Below are 22,366 nucleotides of genomic sequence, written 5' to 3'. Positions count from 1 at the left end.
ATAGAGGCTTGGGCCGCGGCGGGTGCGACGAAAACTCCCCCATAATGTGCTGGTTTTTGCGTCGACGTGCGCCGCAGGCGTACCTAACCTGACTGCTTCCTCGGGAGGCAGCGATGGCGACAGCCGTGGTCGCGTCCCGCGACCCAAACTTGCCCTCGTTCAACCGGATGATGACCGATGTCAGGATACAAAAATCAGCAGGACGAACAGCCTAGACCGATTGCCCACGCAGCAAAGGACGCATTCGGCAATTGGCGTGCTCCCCATGAGTTGGCGGATCATTTGACTGCAGTAGCGGCACTGGCTGCGTGTTTTGCCAAGACCTTTGGCGCTGACTGGGCTCAACTTGCAGGACGCTGGCATGATCTCGGCAAATATCGACCCCGTTTCCAACGCTATATCCGTCAGGCTAGCGGCTTCGAGACCGATGCCCATATCAAGGGCGAAGCCGGCAAGGCGCCCCATTCGACTGCAGGCGCGGTGCTCGCTTGCGATCATTTCAAACAAGCTGGGTTTGGCAATGCAGGCCGTGTGCTGGCCTACCTCGTCGCCGGGCATCATGCCGGTCTGGCGGATTGGTTCGGTGGCTTGGAGGTGCGTCTTGCAAGTGCCGACAGCCGCGCGGAGCTGTTGGAGTCTTTGGCTGCACGCCCGCCGGCCGAATTGCTCGACGCCGGCGATTTCAAGCCTGATTTGCGCGCGGTTCCTGGCGGCAAGAATGGTTTTGCGCTGTGGGTGCGCATGCTTTTCTCGGCGCTGGTCGATGCGGATTTTCTTGATACCGAGCGCTACATGGACCCGGACAATTTCGCGCGGCGCAATCAGTGGCCCGCGCTGTCCGAACTCATACCCCTGTTCGATGCCCACATGGCCAAGCTGGCTGCCACCGCGCCCGCCACTCCCGTCAACGCCCTGCGCGCCGACATTCTGCGTCAGTGCCGGGAAAAGGCTGCTGCCGTCCCCGGGCTGTTTTCACTCACGGTGCCCACCGGCGGTGGCAAGACGCTCTCGGGCATGGCCTTCGCGCTGGAACACGCCCGCGCGCACGGCAAGCGCCGGGTGATCCATGTCATCCCCTACACCAGCATCATCGAGCAAACCGCAGACATTTTTCGCGGCATTTTTGGCGAAGCGGTGATCGAGCACCACAGCAACGCCGAATCCGACCCTGAGCGGGAAAACCACGCCTCGCGCTTGGCCTGCGAAAATTGGGACGCACCCGTCGTCGTCACCACCAATGTGCAGTTCTTCGAGTCCTTATTTGCCACGCGTACCTCGCGCTGCCGCAAATTGCACAATCTGGTAGACAGCGTCGTCATGCTCGACGAAGCGCAATTGCTGCCGCCGGAATTCCTGCAGCCCATGCTCGATGTACTCAATCTGCTGACGCGGCACTACGGCGTGAGCGTGGTGCTGTCTACCGCCACCCAGCCCGCTTTGAGCACGCGTGCCTATTTCGACGCGCACCAGAACCTGCGCGGCCTGGACAACGTGCGCGAAATCATCGATGACCCCGATGCGTTCTACCGTGCGCTGGAACGCGTGCATGTGCGCCTGCCTGTGGATTGGCAAGCGTCCACCGATTGGCCACAACTGGCGCAGGAACTTGCCCGGCACGACTCGGTACTCGCCATCGTCAACCGCCGCCAAGACGCGCGCGAACTCTGGAAGAAAATGCCCGAGGGCACGCTGCATCTTTCTGCGTTGATGTGCGGCGCGCACCGCTCGCAGGTCATCGGGGACATCAAAGCGCGGCTGAAAGCCGGCATGCCCACGCGTGTGGTCAGTACTCAACTGGTCGAAGCCGGCGTAGACGTTGATTTCCCTGTGGTGTTTCGAGCGCTCGCCGGACTCGACTCCATCGCCCAGGCGGCAGGGCGCTGCAACCGCGAAGGCAGGCTGACTAACAAAGGCGAAGTCGTTGTCTTCGTGCCTCCCACACCCGCTCCGCCTGGACTTCTGCGTCGCGGCGAGGACGCTTGTCGCGACGTCCTGTACGGCGTCACCGAGCAGCCGCTCGCGCGCGAACGCTTCGCCAGCTATTTCGAACGCCTATACCACGCCTGCGAACTCGACAAAAAGAGCATCTGCGGCGACTTGTGCATGGCCGGCAACACCCTCGACGGTTTTGAGCTGGCCGTCAACTTCCGTACCGCTGCCGAGAATTTCAGGCTGATCGAGGACGAGGACAGTGCTCCTATCATCGTGCGTTATCTTGGCAAAGATGGCCTGGACGACAACATTGGCAAGTGGCTCAATACGCTGCGCAAAGAGGGTCCTGAACGCTGGCTGATGCGCAAGCTGCAGCGCTACACCGTCAACCTGCATCGGATCCAGGCTCTGCAATTACTCCGGCAAGGCGACATCGAGGAAATCATGCCAGGATTGTTTGTGCAGGTGGGCGACTGGCTCTACGACCCTACACTTGGCCTCAACCCCGAGGGAATCCCAGTCAACCCCGGTTGCATCGCATGAGGGAGCCCATGAAAACCCACTGCCTGGAACTTTTCGGCCCCTGGGCCTGCTTCACACGCCCGGAAATGAAGGTCGAACGGGTGAGCTATGACGTGATGACTCCATCTGCCGCGCGTGCCTGTTTCGAGGCGATTCTTTGGAAACCGGCGATCCGGTGGCATGTACGCCGCATCGAGATCCTCAAGCCTATCCGCTGGATCAATCTGCGGCGCAATGAGGTGGCGAGCGTGGTCTCTGCACGCAATGTCGAGACCGCGATGAAGAATGGCCAGGGGGATCTCGCCCTTTACATCGAGGACGACCGGCAGCAACGCGCTGGGCTGTTCCTGCGCGACGTGGCCTACCGCGTGCACGCCGATCTGGAATTCCTGCCCGCGCGCGATCCCGAGGCCCGCGCTGCGAAATATCACGAGATGTTCGAGCGCCGGGCGTCCAAAGGTCAATGCGTCAACCAGCCTTACCTCGGCACGCGCGAGTTCGCGGCGGGTTTTCGGCTTGTCGTCGATCTCGACGCTGAACCCCGGCCGATCGATGAAACCCGCGACCTGGGTTTCATGCTCCACGATCTGGACTTCTCCAATGCGACCGATCCGCAACCGCGCTTTTTCCGTGCGCGCATGGAGCAAGGCATGGTGCAGATTCCCGCCTGGAACAGCGCGGAGGTGCGGGGGTGATTTTGCAAGCGCTCGATGCCTACTACCGGCGCAAGCAGGCCGACCCTGATCCGGCCAAGCGTCTGCCCGCATTCGGGCTGGAAGACAAGGAGATCCCTTTCGTTCTGGAAATCGACATTGGCGGCAAGCTGCTGAACCTTGCCGACACGCGCAGCGCGGTGGGCAAGAAGAAAATCGGCCAACGCTTTCTGGTGCCGCAAGGCGTGAAGAAAACTTCCGGCGTAGCGGCGAACCTTCTGTGGGACACGGCGGAATATGTGCTGGGCATTGACACGCGCGGCAATCCCGAGCGCGTCGCCGAACAGCACGCGGCATTTCGCGCCCGCATTGAGGCGCTGCCGGAAGACGTGCGCCAAGATGATGGCATTCTGGCCGTGCTGGCGTTTCTCGACACGTTTCGCCTGGAATGGCTTGCCACTTTTCCGGCACTGGCCGATATTCAAGCCAGCAACCCGGTCATCAGTTTTCGTCTGCACGGGGACGTGGAACTGGTTTGCCAACGCCCCGCCGTGGTCGCGGCAACCGCCCATCAGGCCGAAGACGCGTCAGATGGCGTGTGTCTGGTCAGCGGTGCGCCCGCTGCCATCGAGCGGCTGCATCCTGCGATCAAGGGCGTCTGGGGAGCCCAGACTTCGGGCGCCAACATCGTGTCGTTCAACCTCGACGCCTTCAACTCCTATGGCAAGGCGCAAGGCGCCAACGCGCCGCTGGGCAAAGCCGCCGTGTTCGCCTACACCACGGCCTTGAATCATCTGTTGGCGCGTGATTCGCGTCAGCGCATCCAGGTCGGCGATACCTCCACCGTGTTCTGGGCCGAGGAGTCGCACACGCTGGAAACCGCCATGCCCGACCTGTTCGGCGAACCGCCCAAGGACAGCCCGGACAGGAACACCGATGCGATCAAGTCGCTGTACGCGTCCGTGGCGTCGGGGCAGTTCAGCGTCGGCGGACCGAACACTCGTTTTCATGTGCTGGGCCTGGCACCCAATGCCGCGCGCATCAGCATTCGCTTCTGGGAAACCTCGACGGCGGCGGAACTGGCGAAACGCATCGCTCAGCACTTCGACGATATCGCTGTTGCCCGTGCGCCGCATGATCCCGAGCATCTCTCGCTGTTCCGGTTGCTCACTGGGTTGGCCCTGCTGAACAAGGCCGACAACATCCCGCCCAACCTGGGCGGCGAAGTCATGCGCGCCATTCTCGAAGGGCTGCCTTATCCGGCCACGCTGCTCAATTTGGCCGTGGCGCGCTGCCGCGCCGAGCAAAAACCCACCTATGCCCGCGCCGCTGCCATCAAGGCCAGCCTCAACCGCTTCATTCGCTTTCGCAACAGCGCAGAGAAGGAGTTCACGCCCATGCTCGACCCGACCAACACCAACCCGGCTTATCGGCTCGGGCGGCTGTTCGCCGCACTGGAAAAAATCCAGGAGGACGCCAGCCCTGGACTGAACGCCACCATCCGCGACCGCTATTACGGTGCGGCGTCGAGTACGCCGGCTGCGGTGTTTCCGACCCTGCTGCGTCTGAGCAAGCACCACCTCGGCAAGCTGAACGCGGGCCTCGCCGTCAACCGCGAAAGATTGATCGGCGAGATCATGAATGGCTTCGATGCCACAACCTTCCCGCCGCGTCACCTTGCCTTGCCCGATCAGGCGCGCTTCGCACTCGGTTACTACCAGCAACGGCAAAGCTTCTTCACCAAATCCACCCCGGAGGAATAACAATGAGCCTGAGCAATCGCTATGACTTCGTGTTGCTGTTCGACGTGAAGGACGGCAATCCCAACGGCGACCCGGACGCTGGCAACCTGCCGCGCCTGGATGCCGAAACCGGGCATGGGCTGGTGACCGACGTGGCCTTGAAGCGCAAGGTGCGCAACTTCGTCGCGATGACCAAAGAGCAAGATTTACGCGACCCCCAGCCGGGTGAGAAACGCTTCGAGATTTACGTGCGCGAAAAATCCATCCTCAACCAGCAGAACCAGCGCGCCTACTCCGCGCTCAAGCTGGACGCTGAAAACCTCGAGCCCGTTCCAGACGAGGCTTCCGAGAAAAAAGCCATCAAGGAGAAAAAGCGCAAAGGCAGTGGTGATGACGTGAACAAGGCCCGCGACTGGATGTGCCAGAACTTCTTCGACGTGCGCACCTTTGGCGCGGTCATGTCCACTGAGGTCAACTGCGGCCAAGTGCGCGGCCCGGTGCAACTCACCTTCGCGCGGTCTGTCGACCCCATCGTTGCGCAAGAGCACTCGATCACCCGCATGGCGGTGACGACCGAGGCCGAGGCGGAAAAGCAGAGTGGCGACAACCGCACCATGGGCCGCAAGCACACTGTCCCTTACGGTCTTTACATGGCACATGGTTTTGTGTCGAGTTTCCTCGCCAAGCAAACCGGCTTCGGCGAAGACGATCTGGCATTGCTTTGGCAAGCACTCGCGCAGATGTTCGAGCACGACCGCTCCGCTGCGCGCGGTGAAATGTCTACTCGCGGACTGTATGTGTTCAGGCACGATTCGGAGCTGGGCAACGCTCCCGCGCACGCACTGTTCGAACGCATCAAGATTATGCGTGCCGAAAGCGTGGACGTGCCGCGCAGTTTCGACGATTACGCGGTACTCTTCGACGGAAACTCCATCGGTGCGGGAAGCGAACAGTCGCTCGGCAACGGCGTCGCGCTGCAGCGCCTGGCCTGACGTTCAGCGGGAGCCCCACATGTCTGAAATCCATTTCATCGTCGAGCAAGCGCCTGAGGGCGGCTATGTCGCGCGCGCCGTCGGCGTGGACATCTTGACCGAGGCCGACGACCTCGAATCCCTGCACGCGCAAGTGCGCGACGCGGTGCATTGCCATTTCGACGATGACAAGCGTCCCAGCATCATCCGCCTGCACATCACGCGTGAAGAGATGCTGGCCGTATGAGGCTGCCGCGTGATCTGTCCGGATCGGATCTGGTCAAGCGCCTGGACCGGCTTGGCTACCACGTCACACGGCAGACCGGTAGCCACATGCGGCTGACCAGCACCGCGCGCGGGGAGCATCACATCACCGTGCCCCGGCATGATCCGTTGCGCATCGGCACGCTAGCCGCTGTGCTCGATGCCGTGGCAGTGCACCACGGCCTCAGCCGCGATGCACTGCTCGAGCGCCTGTTCGACTGAATGCGCCGGGATGTGAACGCCGCCGCCGATCCAGTGCCCCTGTCCGCCCTGCAGCACTGGGCGTACTGCCCGCGGCAATGCGGGTTGATCCACCTGGAGCAGGCATTCGAGGACAACATTCACACGGCGCGCGGCAATGCCGTGCATAGGCTGGTGGACGCGCCGGGCTACGAGATCAAGGCCGGCGTGAAAGTCGAGCGCAGCCTGCCTTTGTGGTCGGATCGTCTGGGACTGATCGGCAAGGCCGATCTCGTCGAATTCCATCCCGACGGCACGGTGTTCCCCGTGGAGTTCAAGCACGGCCGCAAGCGCCAAAAAACCCATGACGACATCCAACTCGCCGCCCAGGCCATGTGCCTGGAAGACATGCTGGGCCGCTCCGTGCCGTACGGCGCCATCTACCACGCCAGCAGCCACCGGCGGCGCGAAGTCGCCATCACGCCCGCCCTGCGCGAACTGGTGATTGAAACGGCCGAGGCCATCCGCGCCATGCTGAGTGCAGTGGTCCTGCCGCCTCCCATGTTCGATGCACGCTGCCGGGAGTGCTCGCTCAAGGACATCTGCCAACCCGAGGCGCTGACCGCCATGCGAATCCAGTACGAACTGCGCGCGCATCTGTTCGATCCGGAGGGCTGATGCTGACGCTGCAAAACACCCTGTACGTGATGACCCCGCTGGCCTATGTCCACATCGACAACGCCACCCTGCGCGTGGATGTAGAGCACGAGAAAAAGCTCCAGGTGCCGCTGCACCATGTCGGCAGCCTGGTGTGCTTTGGCAACGTCATGGTGTCGCCTGCGCTGATGCACCGCCTGGCCGATGAGGGCAAGTCCCTCGTTTTGCTGGATGATTCCGGCCGTTTCAAGGCGCGGCTCGAGGGCGCCGTATCGGGCAATATCCTGCTCCGCCAGGCCCAGCACCATGCCGCAGGCGACGCAGCCATCACCTTCGAATTGGCGCGCGAGTGCGTCGCCGGAAAGATCAAGAACAGCCGCAGCGTCGTGCAACGCGGGGCGCGCGAAAGCGCCGATGGCGACGAATCCGCCCATCTCACCAGGGCTGCCGACAACCTTGCCGCCTCGCTGCGCGCCGCCGCCGAAGCTCAGACCCTTGACGTCCTGCGCGGCGTCGAGGGCGAGGCTGCGCGCGGCTACTTCGAGGCGCTGAACCGCATCGTCAAGCCCGCCATGCGCGCAGACTTCCGGCTGGATGGCCGCACCCGACGCCCTCCGCTCGACCGGTTCAATGCGCTGCTGTCATTTCTCTATGCCATGCTGATGAATGACTGCCGCTCGGCGCTGGAAGCCGTCGGGCTCGATCCCCAACTCGGTTTCCTGCACGCCGTGCGGCCCGGCCGCGCCGCACTTGCACTCGATTTGCAAGAGGAATTCCGCTCCGTGCTCGCAGACCGGCTGGCGCTGACACTCATCAACCGCGGCCAGATCAGCGCTGACGACTTCGACCGGCACGAAGGCGGCGCCGTGCTGCTGTCCGACAAAGGCCGGCGCAAGGTCGTTGCCGCCTGGCAGGAGCGCAAGCAGGAGGAGGTGACCCACCCGCTACTGGAAACCAAAATGCCCATCGGACTCCTGCCCTTCGTCCAGGCTCGCCTGCTCGCGCGCACCATCCGCGGCGAGATGGACGGTTACCTGCCTTATCTGGCCCGGTAATCGACCGCAAGACGCCATGCTCATCATCGTGACCTATGACGTCTCGACCGAAACGGCCGCAGGCCGCAAGCGTCTACGGCGCGTGGCCAAGGCCTGCGAAAGAGTGGGGCAACGCGTGCAGAAATCCGTGTTCGAATGTCAGGTCGACGCCATGGAATACGAAGCCCTTGAACGCGAACTGCTCGCCGAAATCAAGCTGGACGAAGATAATCTGCGCTTCTACCGCATCACCGAACCGATCGACATGCGCATCAAGCAATATGGCACCTTCCGTTCCATCGATTTCAACGGCCCGCTTGTCGTGTAGCCCGCGAACCCCGAGCAAAGCCGAAATTCCGGCCGGTTCGCGCATCACGCAAATCCTTGATCTTTCACAATTTGATGAATTTTTCTTGCCTGTGAATCCGGGTCTTCCGGCGCGGAGAACCCGGTTCGCGGAAATGCAGAACAACTCCTTTGTGCAGCAATGCATTGCGCAAGTGGAGTCTCGCCCGGCTTAAAACCCGGGCGTGGATTGAAACCGAATCTGCGTCTGGCCAGTCCGGGAGATCAACGTCTCGCCCGGCTTAAAACCCGGGCGTGGATTGAAACAGATCACGCTCGCTGATTAATCGCGACATGCCGCGTCTCGCCCGGCTTAAAACCCGGGCGTGGATTGAAACATGCCGGGCGACAGATCAGGCAGTTCGACGGGCATGTCTCGCCCGGCTTAAAACCCGGGCGTGGATTGAAACCTCGGGTCGGCCATCAATGCGCTGATAGACCTTTTGTCTCGCCCGGCTTAAAACCCGGGCGTGGATTGAAACTTCGGCCGTAGCTTCGCGGCGAGCCATTTGCGCGGTCTCGCCCGGCTTAAAACCCGGGCGTGGATTGAAACCATCCGACGTCGGCGTGACCGTTGCTGATGCGGCTGTCTCGCCCGGCTTAAAACCCGGGCGTGGATTGAAACGTGGCCGACGGCGTCGTGGGGGCCGAAGGTTCCACGTCTCGCCCGGCTTAAAACCCGGGCGTGGATTGAAACATCGCAATACAGGCAGCGCCCGCACGGAATCAGGCGTCTCGCCCGGCTTAAAACCCGGGCGTGGATTGAAACTGGTCCAAACCAATTGCTAAACCGTGTCTGTTCGGTCTCGCCCGGCTTAAAACCCGGGCGTGGATTGAAACTTTGCGTGACGCACGCCACGTCTGCAGGTCGGTCACGTCTCGCCCGGCTTAAAACCCGGGCGTGGATTGAAACACAGCAACGAGGCCACAGAGGATTAACCATGCAAAGTCTCGCCCGGCTTAAAACCCGGGCGTGGATTGAAACTCGAATCGCGCGGAATTCGTGATGCGAGAGCAGCGTCTCGCCCGGCTTAAAACCCGGGCGTGGATTGAAACTCCTATTGACTAGGGGAGGCCCAGAGCCTTGTGTGTCTCGCCCGGCTTAAAACCCGGGCGTGGATTGAAACAGCACCAGCGGCACGCGGATTCTGTTCAACAGCGACGTCTCGCCCGGCTTAAAACCCGGGCGTGGATTGAAACTATGCGGCCATCCAGCAGCGCAATTTCTACGGTGCGTCTCGCCCGGCTTAAAACCCGGGCGTGGATTGAAACCTCGCGCACGCAGCGCCACGCCGTAGCCGGTGACAGTCTCGCCCGGCTTAAAACCCGGGCGTGGATTGAAACCGCTGAAGCTGGCATCCTCGACAGATCAGGCAAAGTCTCGCCCGGCTTAAAACCCGGGCGTGGATTGAAACACGAGGTTTCGGACCTCGTGTCTACGCCCGTCGAGTCTCGCCCGGCTTAAAACCCGGGCGTGGATTGAAACAGAACTTCAGCTACGGCAACCAGAGCAGCATCCTGTCTCGCCCGGCTTAAAACCCGGGCGTGGATTGAAACTACCTGGCTCTGATGTACGCAACCTGGCTGCTGTTGTCTCGCCCGGCTTAAAACCCGGGCGTGGATTGAAACCGGCTGGCGTGATGAGTGCGGGTTTCGGTGGCAGGTCTCGCCCGGCTTAAAACCCGGGCGTGGATTGAAACGTGATAGGCAGCGTCGTCGCGCCCGCTGGTGCAGGGTCTCGCCCGGCTTAAAACCCGGGCGTGGATTGAAACCGCAGCGTCGACCTTCCACTGCCGCGTCGGCGTCGGTCTCGCCCGGCTTAAAACCCGGGCGTGGATTGAAACACCACCACGGTGACGCTGGAAATCCAGTTGCGCAGTCTCGCCCGGCTTAAAACCCGGGCGTGGATTGAAACCAGTACACCCCCTGACCATCAACGGACCAGAGACGTCTCGCCCGGCTTAAAACCCGGGCGTGGATTGAAACGCTACATGGAGGCGGAGGCTGCGTTTGATGTCCCGTCTCGCCCGGCTTAAAACCCGGGCGTGGATTGAAACACGAAGGCCCTGTAATCGACGTAGCCGGTCGCGTAGTCTCGCCCGGCTTAAAACCCGGGCGTGGATTGAAACTCGAGTCGGCATGATCGCCTGGCGTTCTGGGCGCTGTCTCGCCCGGCTTAAAACCCGGGCGTGGATTGAAACAGACGAGCGTTGCTGGATTGAGTTCTCAGGTTACGTCTCGCCCGGCTTAAAACCCGGGCGTGGATTGAAACATCGCAATAGAAGCAATGGCCGCATGGCCGCAATCGTCTCGCCCGGCTTAAAACCCGGGCGTGGATTGAAACTTTTCCGGAGCACCATTATGTCGACCACGCAAAACGTCTCGCCCGGCTTAAAACCCGGGCGTGGATTGAAACGTCTGTCCCTGGGTGAGCTGACATGGCCGTCGCAAGTCTCGCCCGGCTTAAAACCCGGGCGTGGATTGAAACATCTGGTTGATGGCGGCCACGTTCGACAGCGGATGTCTCGCCCGGCTTAAAACCCGGGCGTGGATTGAAACGTGAGCAGGTCCTGCGCGCACTCGGCAATCACTTCGTCTCGCCCGGCTTAAAACCCGGGCGTGGATTGAAACCGAGGCAATCCATGTCTGAAATGCAAGTCTCGATGTCTCGCCCGGCTTAAAACCCGGGCGTGGATTGAAACTGGGATGAGTACCGCCTGTCGCCGAGCAAGATCTACGTCTCGCCCGGCTTAAAACCCGGGCGTGGATTGAAACGGCTCGCGGTTTCGGTGAAATTCCGTGCCGCCAGAGTCTCGCCCGGCTTAAAACCCGGGCGTGGATTGAAACTGACCGTCGTGAGCGGCTTACCTGCTTGGGCGAACGTCTCGCCCGGCTTAAAACCCGGGCGTGGATTGAAACTCTACTGGCGCACCGATAGCCTAAAAGCCGACCTGGTCTCGCCCGGCTTAAAACCCGGGCGTGGATTGAAACAAGTGCGGCGGTGAGGTTGACTTCAAGCATCTGGCGTCTCGCCCGGCTTAAAACCCGGGCGTGGATTGAAACAACTCGCCGCCGACCTGGGGTTGTAGAACTCCAGCAGGTCTCGCCCGGCTTAAAACCCGGGCGTGGATTGAAACCAGATGCTGCAGCAGCAGATCTCCGATCTGGCCTATGTCTCGCCCGGCTTAAAACCCGGGCGTGGATTGAAACTACCTGGACAGCACCCGAGTTCGGCAATACAGGAGTCTCGCCCGGCTTAAAACCCGGGCGTGGATTGAAACGTGTTTGCGGGAGGCGCCACGCTTGCAGTTACTGTGTCTCGCCCGGCTTAAAACCCGGGCGTGGATTGAAACCGACCCCCCACAGAATCAGTGCGTGTTTATTGTGGTCTCGCCCGGCTTAAAACCCGGGCGTGGATTGAAACTTTTTCCGTTAACTCTGCTCGCTAAACCTACACCGTCTCGCCCGGCTTAAAACCCGGGCGTGGATTGAAACACGGTCGCCAACATCAGCCCGGGCATCATCATCACGCCGATCGCCAAGGACGAGTTGAACGGTCCGCGCGGCGAAGGTTATCGGCGCATGATTGAAAATTGCCCGGCCGGCCGCGCTGGTACACCGGATGAAGTGGGCGCCGTCGGAGCCCTTTTGATGGGACCTGACGGTGCATTCATCACAGGCAGCGATTTTCTGATGGATGGCGGCGTAACCGCAGCGTACTGGTACGGCCCGCTGGCACAGACCTGAGCCTCGTCGAAGCGTCCAAGCGCGCCGATGAGGCTATATATCTTTTCTTGAACTGGATTTGAGCGCCATGGCGCCGTCGCCCAGCAAGAACAGGGTGATCAGGCCCACCGACCAGAATGCGGGATATTCCCAGCCCCCGCCCTTGTTGGTGAACAGCCAGCCATTGGCGCCATGCACGAGAACAATCGTGCCGAGCATCTCCAGCGCCAGGGGGATGGCGACCCAAGATGCGTAGATGCCCAGGATAAGGGCAATGCCACCGAGCAATTCCAGCGCGATGACCGCATAAGCCAGAATCGCGGGCAGTCCGAGCGAAGCAAAATACCCCACGAAACCCGGAACGGTGAAAACAAAGATCTTGAGCCCCACATGAGCCAGGAACATGATGCCCAGGCTTACGCGCAAGAGCAGAGCGGCATAGGGTGCGGTTGATTGTTTGATCATGATGAACTCCGATGGATGTGAGGGTGATACTCGCGCGAGCGCGAGTTGGAGCTAGGGTCCTGGATCGTCAGGCGCCCGTGAAACGGTTCGATGCTGGCTGCCCTTGCTTCCAGGGTCTGCGGCAAGCGCGGCCTGCCATAGGCTGCGCGGCACATAGCCTTTGAGACGTTCGATCAGCAGATCGACCAGTTCCGCGTTGATGCCATGGCCGAGGAATGGCAGCACATCCGCCGTCACGTCCCCGCCGAGGGCGACCAGATGCTTGGCTGCTGTCACCGTGAGGGCGTATGGCATTACCGTGTCGTTCTTGCCATGCAGGAAGTGCAGTGTCGTGCCCGCGGCCCGTTCGCGCGGCAACTGGGCAAAGCGCCCGGCGATAGACACCACGCGCCCGGCGACGGGAGTTCGATCGCGTGTCGACTCCAGCGCCATGATGGCGCCTTGCGAGAACCCGATGAGAGCCGTCTGCCCGACGCCGACATGTGCAAGGTTTTGCCAGTGACGCACGACTTCCAGGAATGCGGGCAACGCCAGCGCGACGCGCCCGGCGCGGTTGGCTTCGGTCACGCCGTTCACGGAAAACCATTGGTAGCCTTGGCCGAAGTCGGAGCGTTCGGGAGCCTGCACGCTGACGATCCAGGCCCTGGGAAACGCCGCAGCCAACTGCTGGCCGAGCGGTACCAGGTCCTGGGCGTCGGCGCCCACGCCGTGGAACAGCAGCATGAGTTGTTCGGCATGGCCTTCGGGCTGGGCAACGATGATGGATGCGGGCATGGTTCGGTTCTCGTCGAGGCATCAGGAGGTGGCCGCGCGGCGGCCTTCAGGCCAACACCCAAGCATCCATGCTCAGCATGCCGTAATGCACCCCGCCGGTCTTGTGCTGCGGCTTGGCCGGTTTGCCGACCGTACCGAGTGCCCAGAACAGCGGCAGTAGATGTTCGTCGCGCGGATGCGCGCGGATGGCATGCGGAGCTTGGCGGCGGTAATCGAGCAAGGAGGCGATCGCGCCACGGTCGATAGCGTCACGCATCCAGTCGACGAATTCCAGGACATAAGGCTCTGGCGGTTCGTCGGCCGCCGCCCCGGGATGAAATTCGTGCAGGTTGTGGGTCAGACTGCCGGTGCCGAACAACAGCACACCGTCGTCCGCCAAGGGAGCCAGTGCCTGACCAAGCTTGTAAGCCCCGTCGGCGTCCAGGGGCCAAGGCATGGCCAGTGGAACCACTGGAACATCCGCCTTCGGGAACATGAAGCGCAGCGGCACCCACACGCCATGGTCCAGCCCCCGACCTGGGTCTAAAGCGGCGGGCCAGCCGGCAGCTTGCAGCAAACTGGCCGCACGCTGGGCGAGCTCGGGGTTGCCGACTGCCGGATAGCGCAGTTCGCGCAAGGCCGGATCGAAGCCGCCGAAATCGTGGATGGTCGCGGGTTTTGGGCTTGAACCGACGGTAGGAACGCGGGCCATCCAGTGCGGCGAGAAAGCGAGGATGGCCGCCGGCTGTGGCAGCTCTCGGCCCAGGGCCTTCAGCATGGGGCCCGCAGTGCCAGGCTCCAGCGGCAGCATGGGAGAGCCATGGGAGACGAACAGGGAGGGCATGTGCGACATTGTGTTGTTCTCGTTGACCGTTCACATCCGGGTTTGAATCTACACGGTTCCGAACGGATCCGGGATTCGCGTGTGTTTGCGTTGTCCCAGAATCCTTGGACGACGAAACCATCTTCGGGAAGATTGTCGATGAATGACTCGAACATGGGGTCCGCACTCGATTCTTTCCAGTCGGCCTGCAGCTCACAACCGAAGGCGAACACGGTGACGAGCTGGGCACCGGATCGCGTCATGCGCGCCATGGCGGCCTCGGCCTCATAGTGACTCCAGGCTCCGGACGCGTTCACCACGGGATACGCCGGATCGCCATCATCGATCAGCGAATGAGTGGGCATCGCGACACAGGTGCCTAGCGTCACGCCTGAAATGACCAAGTGCGTGCGCCCGGCATGGCTCACTAGGGTTGACCTTTAATGGGAGCGGTTTGCTCGCGATTGAATTGATGATGTCATTCATGATGACCCCCGATTCAGGAAAGTGGTTGAGCGAGGTGGGGAAGCCAACGAGACCGCGACTCCATGTCCAAACTCTAGATAGCAGTGGTTCGGAAAAACAGATGACCGCGCGCAATTGATCGTTACGATTAACGTAACAATGGAGCAAAAGTGATGGATATTTCCTACGCAATGCGCGTGCTCGTGCAAGCGGATCGACTGACCGCTCGCTCCACGATGTGACAGTGGTGCGTGAGGCGGTTTGGCGGCGCGATGGCAAGCACCTCTGGCGCGGGATTCATGATCTCGCTATGGTGCGAAGCGGGCTGCGTTTCGACATCCGCGCGCCTGCGCAGGCCAACGACCAGATTCGCGCCGGGCTGACAGTCATCAGCGCCCACGTCGGTCACGATTTCCCGACGTACGTCACGCCACGCGTGCTCGTCACCTTGACCCAGCTCGACGCACGGGGCAGGGCGATCAGATCGACCTTGCAGCAAGGGGTCATTGCGCGGGACGTCAGTCTCGACTTGCAACGCGAGCGTTTCGATACGCGGATCCCACCAGGGGGGACGTTTGCGATGCAGTACCGGGCTCGGCGATCGCCACAAGCGCGATGGCTACGCTACACGGTGACTGTCGACCCCGACTATTTCTACGCCAGACTTGATCGGTCCTGGCTGCGCGACCCACAATTTGAAGCCGGACGCGGCGCCTTGCGAGCCGCCTTGCGCCATGCCGAGAACGCCTCCTACGATCTGCTGAACTTCAAGCTCCCATTGCAAAGCCCGCCCTCGTCAGCGGCGCGCCGCTGAACATCGGTCAAGGTGCGTGAAAAGCAAAACGCTTTGGCCCGATCATGCAACGCATGCGCCACAAGTCAGGCGCGCACATCGATGACCAAGCCGTTTCAGCAGATGCACGGCAGGCGCCGCGCGGCGAACACCGCCCACGGGCTCAGCACCACACAGCATCACCTGCGGCGATGAAGGCCGCCAGGGCCCGGAGCATGCAGCGGTGGTGCTGCTTGAGCAGCCAGGTCATGCTCAGAACCCCCAGGCCAGCCAGCCAGAAGCTGACCAGGCGAGGGCTGTCGGCCGGCAGCCAAGCCAGGATGCCGACCCAGGTCAGCAAATTGACCCCCGCAGCCCAGGCCCAGCGCCGGGCCTGCGTCCAGGGATGCCCGATCGAGGCGTCCAGCACCGCAGGCCGCCACGACGCCAGCACGCGCCGCAAGGGCAGGGCCTGGACAGCCATCCCCGCGTTGCGATACAGCGCCCGCCACCAGGCATCGGGCCGCCCGAGTTGCAGCACCCCACGGCCGTACAGCAACCCGCTGGCCAGGCTCAGCGCCAGCAGCAGGTGGCGTCCTTCAGCGGAGCTGCCCACCAAGACATGGCCGGCTGCGGCCAGGGCGATGACCAGAGGTGGGGTGCCCAGCGTCACGATGACCATGCCGGCCAGCAGGCGGTGTGTGGCACGGAGCCTGGCCTGCTGCGGCGGCAGACCGGCGCGGGTCGCGCGTTGCGCCAGGCGCCGGCACCCGCGCACGCCGGCCGCGGCGTCGCTCCAGAACAGGGCCAGGGTCAAGTCGCGCAGGCCAGCAGCCAGGCCTGCATGCGGCAGGGAAGCAGCGTCGGCATCGAGAGGAGTTTGCATGGTGATCTCCAGAAAAGGTTGGTGATCACCATCACAGCATGCGATCTGCGCGATGCAAGTCGCGCCCGGACGGCTCAGGTCTGTGGCGGGTGAGCAGGCCCCGGGCGGTGCTGCGCACGGGACAGGCGTGCGCGGCGTTCTGCACGTCGCAACTCGCGTTCTTCGAGCCAGTCGAGGGTGACGGCGACCAGCAGGCCAAGAGGGACTGCGGCGAAGACGATGAGCACCGGAATCAGTCGGGATGGCATGGTTGAATCTCCCCTGCAGGCCGTGCAGGATAAATGATCGGCGTGCGATTTGCGGCCGGCTGTTCGAACCGCGCGTGGGGGCTCGATCGCGTCAAACGGGATCGGCGCCTGGCATGGTAAGCACAGCCCAGTGGCAGCGTCCACAGCAACATGAGGGAGGCTCCGGGTGGTGAGCGTGCGGGCTCACGCATGGCTTTGCTACCCTTGGTTTCCGACCCAACTTGGAGAATCCAGCCATGCCCGCCGCCCCTGCCAAGAAGCCTGCCAATTCAGCTTTCCTCAAACCTCTGATCCCCAGCGCAGAGCTGGCGGCGATCGTCGGCGCAGCACCGTTGCCCCGTACCGAAGTCATCAAAAAGGTTTGGGAGCACATCAAGGCTGACGGGCTGCAAGACCCCAGCAACAAACGCATGATCAATGCCGACGCCAAGCTCAAGCCTATCTTCGGCAAGTCCCAGGTCAGCATGTTCGAGATGACCAAGCTTCTCAACGCGCACCTGAAATAACCTGACGGCGCCGTTCGGCGCTGGGCCTGCGCTCATTGCAGCGTGGTTTTGCGCTTGAAGCATGGCCATGGCAACCTCATCTTTTCCGTGCGACCTCCCGCAACCTGCACCCCAAGACCACCACCATGCGTGTCCTGTCCCGCACCCTCGTCCTGATCGCCTTGTTCGCGTCCTTCGCCCTCGCCACGGCCTGGGCCACACGACCCACGCCACACGACATTCAAACCGCCGTCCAGGCAGGCAACTTCGCCTTGGCCAATCAGGAGATGGCGCAAGTCCTGGCCGCCGACCCCAATTCAGGCAAGGCGCATTACATCGATGCACGCTTGCTGGCCAAGGAAGGGCAGTGGTCCCGCGCCCAGGCCGAACTCGCCCGCGCCCAGCAACTCGACCCCGCCATGGGTTTTGTCCATCCGCAGACCTTGGCCACGTTCACGCAGCAACTGCAATCGCACACAACAGCCCCACAGTCCGCGAGCCACGGTTTCATCCTGTGGGCCATCCTTGGTTCCCTGGCTTTCATCGTCATGCTGGCAGCGATCTACCGTGCGCAGACCCGCCGTCCCATGGTTTACGCACCAGGGACCGCAACCTCTGGGCAGCTTCAGGTGCCCGGCTACCTCACAGGTGCCAACCCTGGGAGCTACCCCCTGGCCCAACCACCCGGCACGGGCGCAGGACCGAGTCTGATGGGTGCCTTGGGCACGGGGCTGGCCGCAGGGGCAGGATTCGCGGTGGGTGAGGCCCTGGTGGACAAGCTGTTCGATCATGGCGCGTCTGGAGCCGGGCAGGGCAGCATCCTACCCAGCAGCAACACCTCGGATGCATCCATCCCCGACGATCAGAACTTTGGGCTGACCGACGCGTCGAGCTGGTCGGACGACAGCAGCGCTGACTCCGGCGCTGCAGACGATGCGTGGTCGGACAGTTGAGGTCGGGGTCGGCTTGCCGTCAAGCAGCCTAGGCAACCTTGCGGACGCACCGACCGTGCAACCGGAACAATCATCTCCCCGTGGATGCCGCGGAGTTGCAGATGAGCGCAAACTCGGCCTGCATGGCGCAGGCCATTCACCAAGCCACAGAAGGAGGCCGCGCCATCACCTATGCCCAACTCGATGCCCTCAAAGCGCGATGCGGGGAATAGCGTTCGCCTTGCTGCTCCTGGTGAACCTGGCACAGGTCAGGCCGGTTCAAGCCGAACCCCTTGGCGGTGAGTGTTTTAGCCACGCCGCGCAGACCTACGGGGTCAATGCCAAGGTGCTGATGGCCATCGCCTGGCATGAATCCCATTTTTTGCCTTGGCGCGTGCACCGCAACAGCGACGGCAGCACGGACTATGGTGTCATGCAAATCAATAGCAGGAATCTTCCGGCCCTGGGTCTGACAACGCAGACGGTCATGCAGCCCTGCACCAATATCCTGGCCGGTGCCCGACTGTATGGTCGGGCTGTGCGGCGTTATGGCAATACCTGGGCGGCGGTGGGGGCCTATCACTCCACCACTCCCGCCTTGCAACAGCGCTATGCCCAGGACATCCAGCAAAACTTCAACGTCATCACCAGGATCAATGCCTGGTGGGGCAAGCTGTGTGAATGGTTTGCTGGCGCTGGACTCCAGCGCCGCCCAAGGCATCGACCAGACGCACCAGGCGATGCACAAAGCCATCCGTGCAACCTGCGAACGCGCCTTGACGGGAAGTCAATGATCTGTTCCTCGGTGTAGCGCCTCTACATCAGCCCAATTTCCTTCTCGGTTGGATTGGACTCTAGACCTCTACCCTACGAATCTCCGGGTGCAGCGCAGGCGGCCATTCTGTGAATTAGTTCACGGCACAGCCCAATACATCCGATAGCCTCAATTGTCGGCACCGATAAAAAATCTATGCTTCTAACAAGAAACGCCGATCATTGGAGGTCAGAGCCAATGAATGGTGGATATTGACGATTGTCCGTGAGGCGTGAGCCGTCGAAGGACGGTTTCGAGAGCACTCATTGAGGGGTGGTTTCAAGGGCGAGCCCGCTGTGATCCTGGGAGGACATTGCATGAGAACCATCAGAATCTTCATCATGGTGACCTCGGTGCTGGTTTCGGCCTTGTTTTTCGGCAGCGCCTATCTCATCGTTTCGCATTCCTTCACCCGTGCCATTCAAGGAACTTCCATCCGCTCGTCCCGGATCATCGCCAAGTCGACCTTCGATGCGATGTTCCAGTTGATGAGCACGGGATGGACGCACGCGCAGGCCGAGAATTTCCTGCACGCCACGAACGGTTCCATGCGGGATTCCGACTTCGCCCTGCAGATCTATCGCGGCAGCATCGTCTCGGCGCGCTACGGCCCCATCCGGCAGGCACCGATGGACGCGGCGGTGACCCAGGTGTTCCGCACCGGCCAGCCGGTCCAGGATCTCGGCGCGGACAGCACGCGCTACGTGCTCCCGCTGCGCGCCGAAACCGAGTGCCTGCGCTGCCACACCAATGCCAGGATTGGCAATGTGCTCGGCGTGATCGACGTGCGCCAGAACCTGGCTCCGTCCATCCAGGCGGCGCGTCATGACTTCCTGGATTCCATGCTCTGGATTTTTCCTTTCCCGATCCTCGGGGCTTTTCTGCTGACGGTCTTCCTCAATTGGCGCATCGATCGATCGATGCGCGCCCTGGAGCACAGCATCGCCCAGGTCAACGAGATCACCGATTTGAAATCGCTCGTCTTCCAGCCGATCGATCTCTGGTTTTCCGAGCTCAACGGCATCTTCCGCCAGGTCGGCCAACTCGTCGACAAGCTCCGGGGCATCGCTATCGAAAAGGATTTCCTGGCCGACCATGACGCCCTCACGGGTCTGCCCAATCGCCGGGGTCTGCTTGAACATCTCACTCGCACCCTGGCCCGCGCGCGACGTCACGGTGGGCAGGTGGTGATCGGCATACTCGATCTGGACGATTTCAAGCCCGTCAACGACACCTGGGGGCATGCGGTTGGGGATGCGCTGTTGCGCGAGATCGGTCGCAGACTCCAGGCCATCTTGCGTGAAAGCGATCTGGTGGCGCGCCTGGGCGGCGATGAATTCGTGATCATCCTGGAACGAGCCGCAGGAAGCGACGATCTGTCCGCCGTTCTGGCGCGGCTGGAATCGGCCATCACCGCGCCCTATGTCCTGCCGGGCGGGCACGAAGCCCGGATCGGCCTGAGCCTGGGGTTGACGCAGTACCCGGAAGACGATGCCGAGCCCGAGATCCTGCTGCGCCACGCCGACGAGGCGTTGTACGCCATCAAGGAACGCAAGGCCACCCGCCAGCAAGGCTGGATGTGGTGGGGCGCTATGTCGACCTTGAACCAAGCCGTCGAAGACGATGCACCGGTCATCCCCGCCTATGGACCGGGCGCATCGGCGCTGTTGACCCGTGTCCGGGAGTCCCTGCTGGGCGCCACAGCCGAGTTCGTCACGACCTTTTACGCCACCCTGGCGCAGCAGCCCGCCGCGCAAGTCATCCTGCAACGCCTCGGTGCCGACGAATTTGCCCATCTGCGCGAGCGCCAACACCAACATCTGGGACACATCCTTGCACCGGATCTGACCGAAGCGACGCATCGACTGCACGCGCACCGTCTGGGCCGCATCCACGCCCTGGTCGGGCTGGACCAGCGCGCCCTGATCGAGGCGATGCATCTCTATCTCGACACCCTGAAGCAGGAAGTCGACAAATTGAAGCTAAGGCCTTTCGAACGCAATCGCCTGGTGAATCTGCTGACGCGGCGGCTGCTCACGGAGATGGAGGAGCAGATCAAGGGCGAGATGGAATTAACGCAGGCGCGCGAGCAACTGTTGTTGTCCCTGCATGCCCAGAAAACCGCCGCGTCCAACTGGCCTGACTTCATGCGTGCCCTGGTCGACAAGCTAGTGGAACTGGAGGGAATCCAAGGGGCTGTCGTTGCGCGACCCGATAGCGGTGGGCAGTTTGTCTTTGAATACACGGCCGGGGGGTTCGACGCCTATTTGCAGGCCATCGACCAACGCCAGTTGATGCCTCTGGTGACCGACCCCGGCGCGAACTTCGAGCACGTTCCGTACTTCCGCGCCTGGCGCAGCGAAACGATCGAGACGACGACCAGCTATGCCGGCAACCCCGACATGGCCCGTCTGCATGACGCCGCCCAGGCGGCCGGCATCCGCAGCAGCGCGGCAGTCCCGCTGAAGGATGCGCAGGGCCATGTGTTCGCCGTGCTGATCCTGTTTGGCCACTACCCTGGCTTGTTCGAGACCACCTCGGCGCGAACGTTTCTGGCGGCCCTGGGGCTGCTGGTGAGCGAGCGGTACCATGAGACGTCGCGGGAACAGCAAATGGCGCCGATCTCCGTCGAACGCCGGCATGTGTTGCGGGATCGCCTGTATCACGGGGCTTTGGAGCTGCACTACCAGCCGGTGGTGGATTTGCGCTGCGGCAAACCCGATCTGGTCGAGGCCCTGGCGCGCTTGCGGCTGGAGGACGGTACGCTGGCCAGCCCCGCGGAGTTCCTGCCCGGATTCGGCGAGACGGAGCTTGTGCGACTCTTTCGGGATGGATTGAACCAGGCCCTGACCCAGCTCCAGGCCTGGGAAGCGCAGGGGGTGAAGCTTGTCGTGAGTCTCAACCTGCCACCGGCCGTGTTGAACAATCCCGAGTGCCACACCTGGGTGAAACAGGCCTTGCGGGAGCGTGGCATGGCGCCGTCCCGCTTGCGCCTGGAGTTGCTGGAAGCTGAGGAACTGTATGACGTATCCCGGCGGGATGCCGCCATGGCGGCGTTTGCCACCCTCGGCGTGCACCTGCTCATGGATGACCTCGGTGCGGGCCACAGCAGCCTGCTGCGCCTGCGCACGCTGCCCTTCTCGGCGGTCAAGATCGATCAGGGGTTGGTGCGCGAAGCTCCGCGGGATCCCTTACGGGTCATTGGCTTCATCGGCTCGCTGGTGCGTCTGGCGCTGAGCCTGGACTTGCACGTGATCGTGGAGGGGCTGGAAAGCCCGGCGCTGGTCGAGACCGCCGCCATTTTGGGCGCCACCGCCGGCCAAGGCTATGCGCTGGCGCATCCAATGCCGGCGGCCGAGGTGCCGGGATGGATGCAGGGTTTTGAGCTCCGACTGGATCCGCAGCATCCGCAGACGGCCTTGGGCGCCTTGGCGGGGCACTGGAGCTGGGAGCATGGGGTGCGGTACGCGGGGGCGCGCGCGATGCATGACGAGGGCACTTGTGCGCTGGGCCGTTTCATCATGTCGCAAGGACTCGGTGGATCCGATCTGGATAGCGCCCACCGGCACATGCATCAAGCCGTTGTCGAGCACGGGCCCGAAAGTGCCGAGTACCGGCAGTGGGTGCAGAAGGTGGTCGCCGCGCTGATGGCGCTGAGCGGTGGGGCCATGGGGGCACCGACAGACTAGGGAGGCCA

Annotated in this window: 19 protein-coding genes, 1 pseudogene and 1 CRISPR repeat array; of the genes and pseudogenes, 15 read left to right on the top strand and 5 right to left on the bottom strand. The window is 62.4% G+C overall.

All coding sequences use genetic code 11. The features are described 5' to 3' along the window. Window positions 1-270: 270 nt before the first annotated feature. From THIARS_RS15975 to THIARS_RS15930, 10 genes and pseudogenes are all read left to right on the top strand, one after another. Window positions 271-2,475: a CRISPR-associated endonuclease Cas3'' gene (locus THIARS_RS15975; protein WP_245845950.1), complete on the top strand. Its 2,205-nt coding sequence runs from the start codon at window positions 271-273 to the stop codon at window positions 2,473-2,475. An 8-nt stretch (window positions 2,476-2,483) separates the two neighbouring features. Next, window positions 2,484-3,149, top strand: a complete 666-nt coding sequence (cas5c, locus tag THIARS_RS15970; protein WP_094161758.1) for a type I-C CRISPR-associated protein Cas5c — start codon at window positions 2,484-2,486, stop codon at window positions 3,147-3,149. Further along, window positions 3,146-4,870, top strand: a complete 1,725-nt coding sequence (cas8c, locus tag THIARS_RS15965; RefSeq protein WP_094161757.1) for a type I-C CRISPR-associated protein Cas8c/Csd1 — start codon at window positions 3,146-3,148, stop codon at window positions 4,868-4,870. Before cas5c ends, cas8c begins: the two co-directional genes overlap by 4 nt. Before the next feature lie 2 nt (window positions 4,871-4,872). Beyond that, window positions 4,873-5,841 carry a type I-C CRISPR-associated protein Cas7/Csd2 gene (cas7c, locus tag THIARS_RS15960; protein ID WP_094161756.1) on the top strand — a complete coding sequence of 323 codons (969 nt, stop codon included), beginning with the start codon at window positions 4,873-4,875 and terminating at the stop codon, window positions 5,839-5,841. Between the two features lie 19 nt (window positions 5,842-5,860). Next, on the top strand, window positions 5,861-6,067 hold the full coding sequence (locus THIARS_RS15955) for a 2-oxoisovalerate dehydrogenase (RefSeq protein ID WP_094161755.1): 207 nt from the start codon (window positions 5,861-5,863) through the stop codon (window positions 6,065-6,067). Continuing rightward, the gene (locus THIARS_RS15950) at window positions 6,064-6,306 is read left to right on the top strand and encodes a type II toxin-antitoxin system HicA family toxin (RefSeq protein ID WP_094161754.1); all 243 of its coding nucleotides are present in this window, start codon (window positions 6,064-6,066) and stop codon (window positions 6,304-6,306) included. The genes THIARS_RS15955 and THIARS_RS15950 overlap by 4 nt, the downstream gene beginning before the upstream one ends. Next, window positions 6,307-6,942 (top strand): CRISPR-associated protein Cas4, encoded by a 636-nt coding sequence (gene cas4, locus THIARS_RS15945; protein WP_094161753.1) that lies wholly within the window; start codon window positions 6,307-6,309, stop codon window positions 6,940-6,942. Then, window positions 6,942-7,976, top strand: a complete 1,035-nt coding sequence (gene cas1c / locus THIARS_RS15940) for a type I-C CRISPR-associated endonuclease Cas1c (protein ID WP_094161752.1) — start codon at window positions 6,942-6,944, stop codon at window positions 7,974-7,976. The genes cas4 and cas1c overlap by 1 nt, the downstream gene beginning before the upstream one ends. Window positions 7,977-7,992: 16 nt before the next feature. After that, complete coding sequence (gene cas2, locus THIARS_RS15935) at window positions 7,993-8,283, top strand: CRISPR-associated endonuclease Cas2 (RefSeq protein ID WP_094161751.1); 291 nt, start codon at window positions 7,993-7,995, stop codon at window positions 8,281-8,283. Window positions 8,284-8,460: 177 nt separating this feature from the next. After that, window positions 8,461-11,795: direct repeats of the CRISPR family, unit length 37 nt; unit sequence GTCTCGCCCGGCTTAAAACCCGGGCGTGGATTGAAAC. A 3-nt stretch (window positions 11,796-11,798) separates the two neighbouring features. Continuing rightward, window positions 11,799-12,047, top strand: a pseudogene (locus tag THIARS_RS15930) (SDR family oxidoreductase); the annotation flags it as partial. A gap of 33 nt (window positions 12,048-12,080) precedes the next feature. Here the strand turns inward: THIARS_RS15930 and THIARS_RS15925 are convergent. From THIARS_RS15925 to THIARS_RS15915, 3 genes are read right to left on the bottom strand one after another with little or no spacing between them, the layout of a single operon-like run. Continuing rightward, entirely contained in the window at window positions 12,081-12,491 is a 411-nt protein-coding gene (locus THIARS_RS15925) for a DoxX family protein (protein WP_094161750.1), read from the bottom strand. A 51-nt stretch (window positions 12,492-12,542) separates the two neighbouring features. Further along, a complete protein-coding gene (gene ypfH, locus THIARS_RS15920) occupies window positions 12,543-13,265 on the bottom strand; it encodes an esterase (RefSeq protein ID WP_094161749.1) in 723 nt (240 codons plus the stop codon). 46 nt (window positions 13,266-13,311) lie between these two features. Next, on the bottom strand, window positions 13,312-14,097 hold the full coding sequence (locus THIARS_RS15915) for a dioxygenase family protein (RefSeq protein WP_094161748.1): 786 nt from the start codon (window positions 14,095-14,097) through the stop codon (window positions 13,312-13,314). A 745-nt stretch (window positions 14,098-14,842) separates the two neighbouring features. Between THIARS_RS15915 and THIARS_RS15910 the strand changes: the two genes are divergently transcribed. Continuing rightward, a complete protein-coding gene (locus THIARS_RS15910) occupies window positions 14,843-15,346 on the top strand; it encodes a hypothetical protein (RefSeq protein WP_094161747.1) in 504 nt (167 codons plus the stop codon). Between the two features lie 142 nt (window positions 15,347-15,488). Here THIARS_RS15910 and THIARS_RS15905 read toward each other — a convergent pair whose 3' ends face one another. Together THIARS_RS15905 and THIARS_RS18695 are read right to left on the bottom strand one after the other, a co-directional pair. After that, a complete protein-coding gene (locus THIARS_RS15905) occupies window positions 15,489-16,190 on the bottom strand; it encodes a hypothetical protein (protein WP_094161746.1) in 702 nt (233 codons plus the stop codon). Window positions 16,191-16,264: 74 nt separating this feature from the next. Further along, a complete protein-coding gene (locus THIARS_RS18695; protein ID WP_186436715.1) occupies window positions 16,265-16,438 on the bottom strand; it encodes a hypothetical protein in 174 nt (57 codons plus the stop codon). Between the two features lie 236 nt (window positions 16,439-16,674). On the opposite strand from THIARS_RS18695, the gene THIARS_RS15895 reads away from it, so the two are divergent. From THIARS_RS15895 to THIARS_RS15880, 4 genes are all read left to right on the top strand, one after another. After that, entirely contained in the window at window positions 16,675-16,944 is a 270-nt protein-coding gene (locus tag THIARS_RS15895) for an SWIB/MDM2 domain-containing protein (protein WP_094161744.1), read from the top strand. Between the two features lie 125 nt (window positions 16,945-17,069). Beyond that, complete coding sequence (locus tag THIARS_RS15890; protein WP_141202446.1) at window positions 17,070-17,876, top strand: tetratricopeptide repeat protein; 807 nt, start codon at window positions 17,070-17,072, stop codon at window positions 17,874-17,876. 220 nt (window positions 17,877-18,096) lie between these two features. After that, on the top strand, window positions 18,097-18,666 hold the full coding sequence (locus tag THIARS_RS15885; RefSeq protein WP_186436714.1) for a lytic transglycosylase domain-containing protein: 570 nt from the start codon (window positions 18,097-18,099) through the stop codon (window positions 18,664-18,666). Between the two features lie 320 nt (window positions 18,667-18,986). After that, on the top strand, window positions 18,987-22,358 hold the full coding sequence (locus tag THIARS_RS15880) for an EAL domain-containing protein (protein ID WP_094161741.1): 3,372 nt from the start codon (window positions 18,987-18,989) through the stop codon (window positions 22,356-22,358). Window positions 22,359-22,366: the final 8 nt, after the last annotated feature.

Origin of the sequence: Thiomonas delicata (assembly GCF_900088825.1) — a bacterium.
GTDB classification, from domain to species: Bacteria; Pseudomonadota; Gammaproteobacteria; order Burkholderiales; family Burkholderiaceae_C; genus Thiomonas_A; species Thiomonas_A delicata.
Note: the sequence above shows the minus strand (reverse complement) of the source record. Positions and strands in the feature narration are given on the sequence as shown.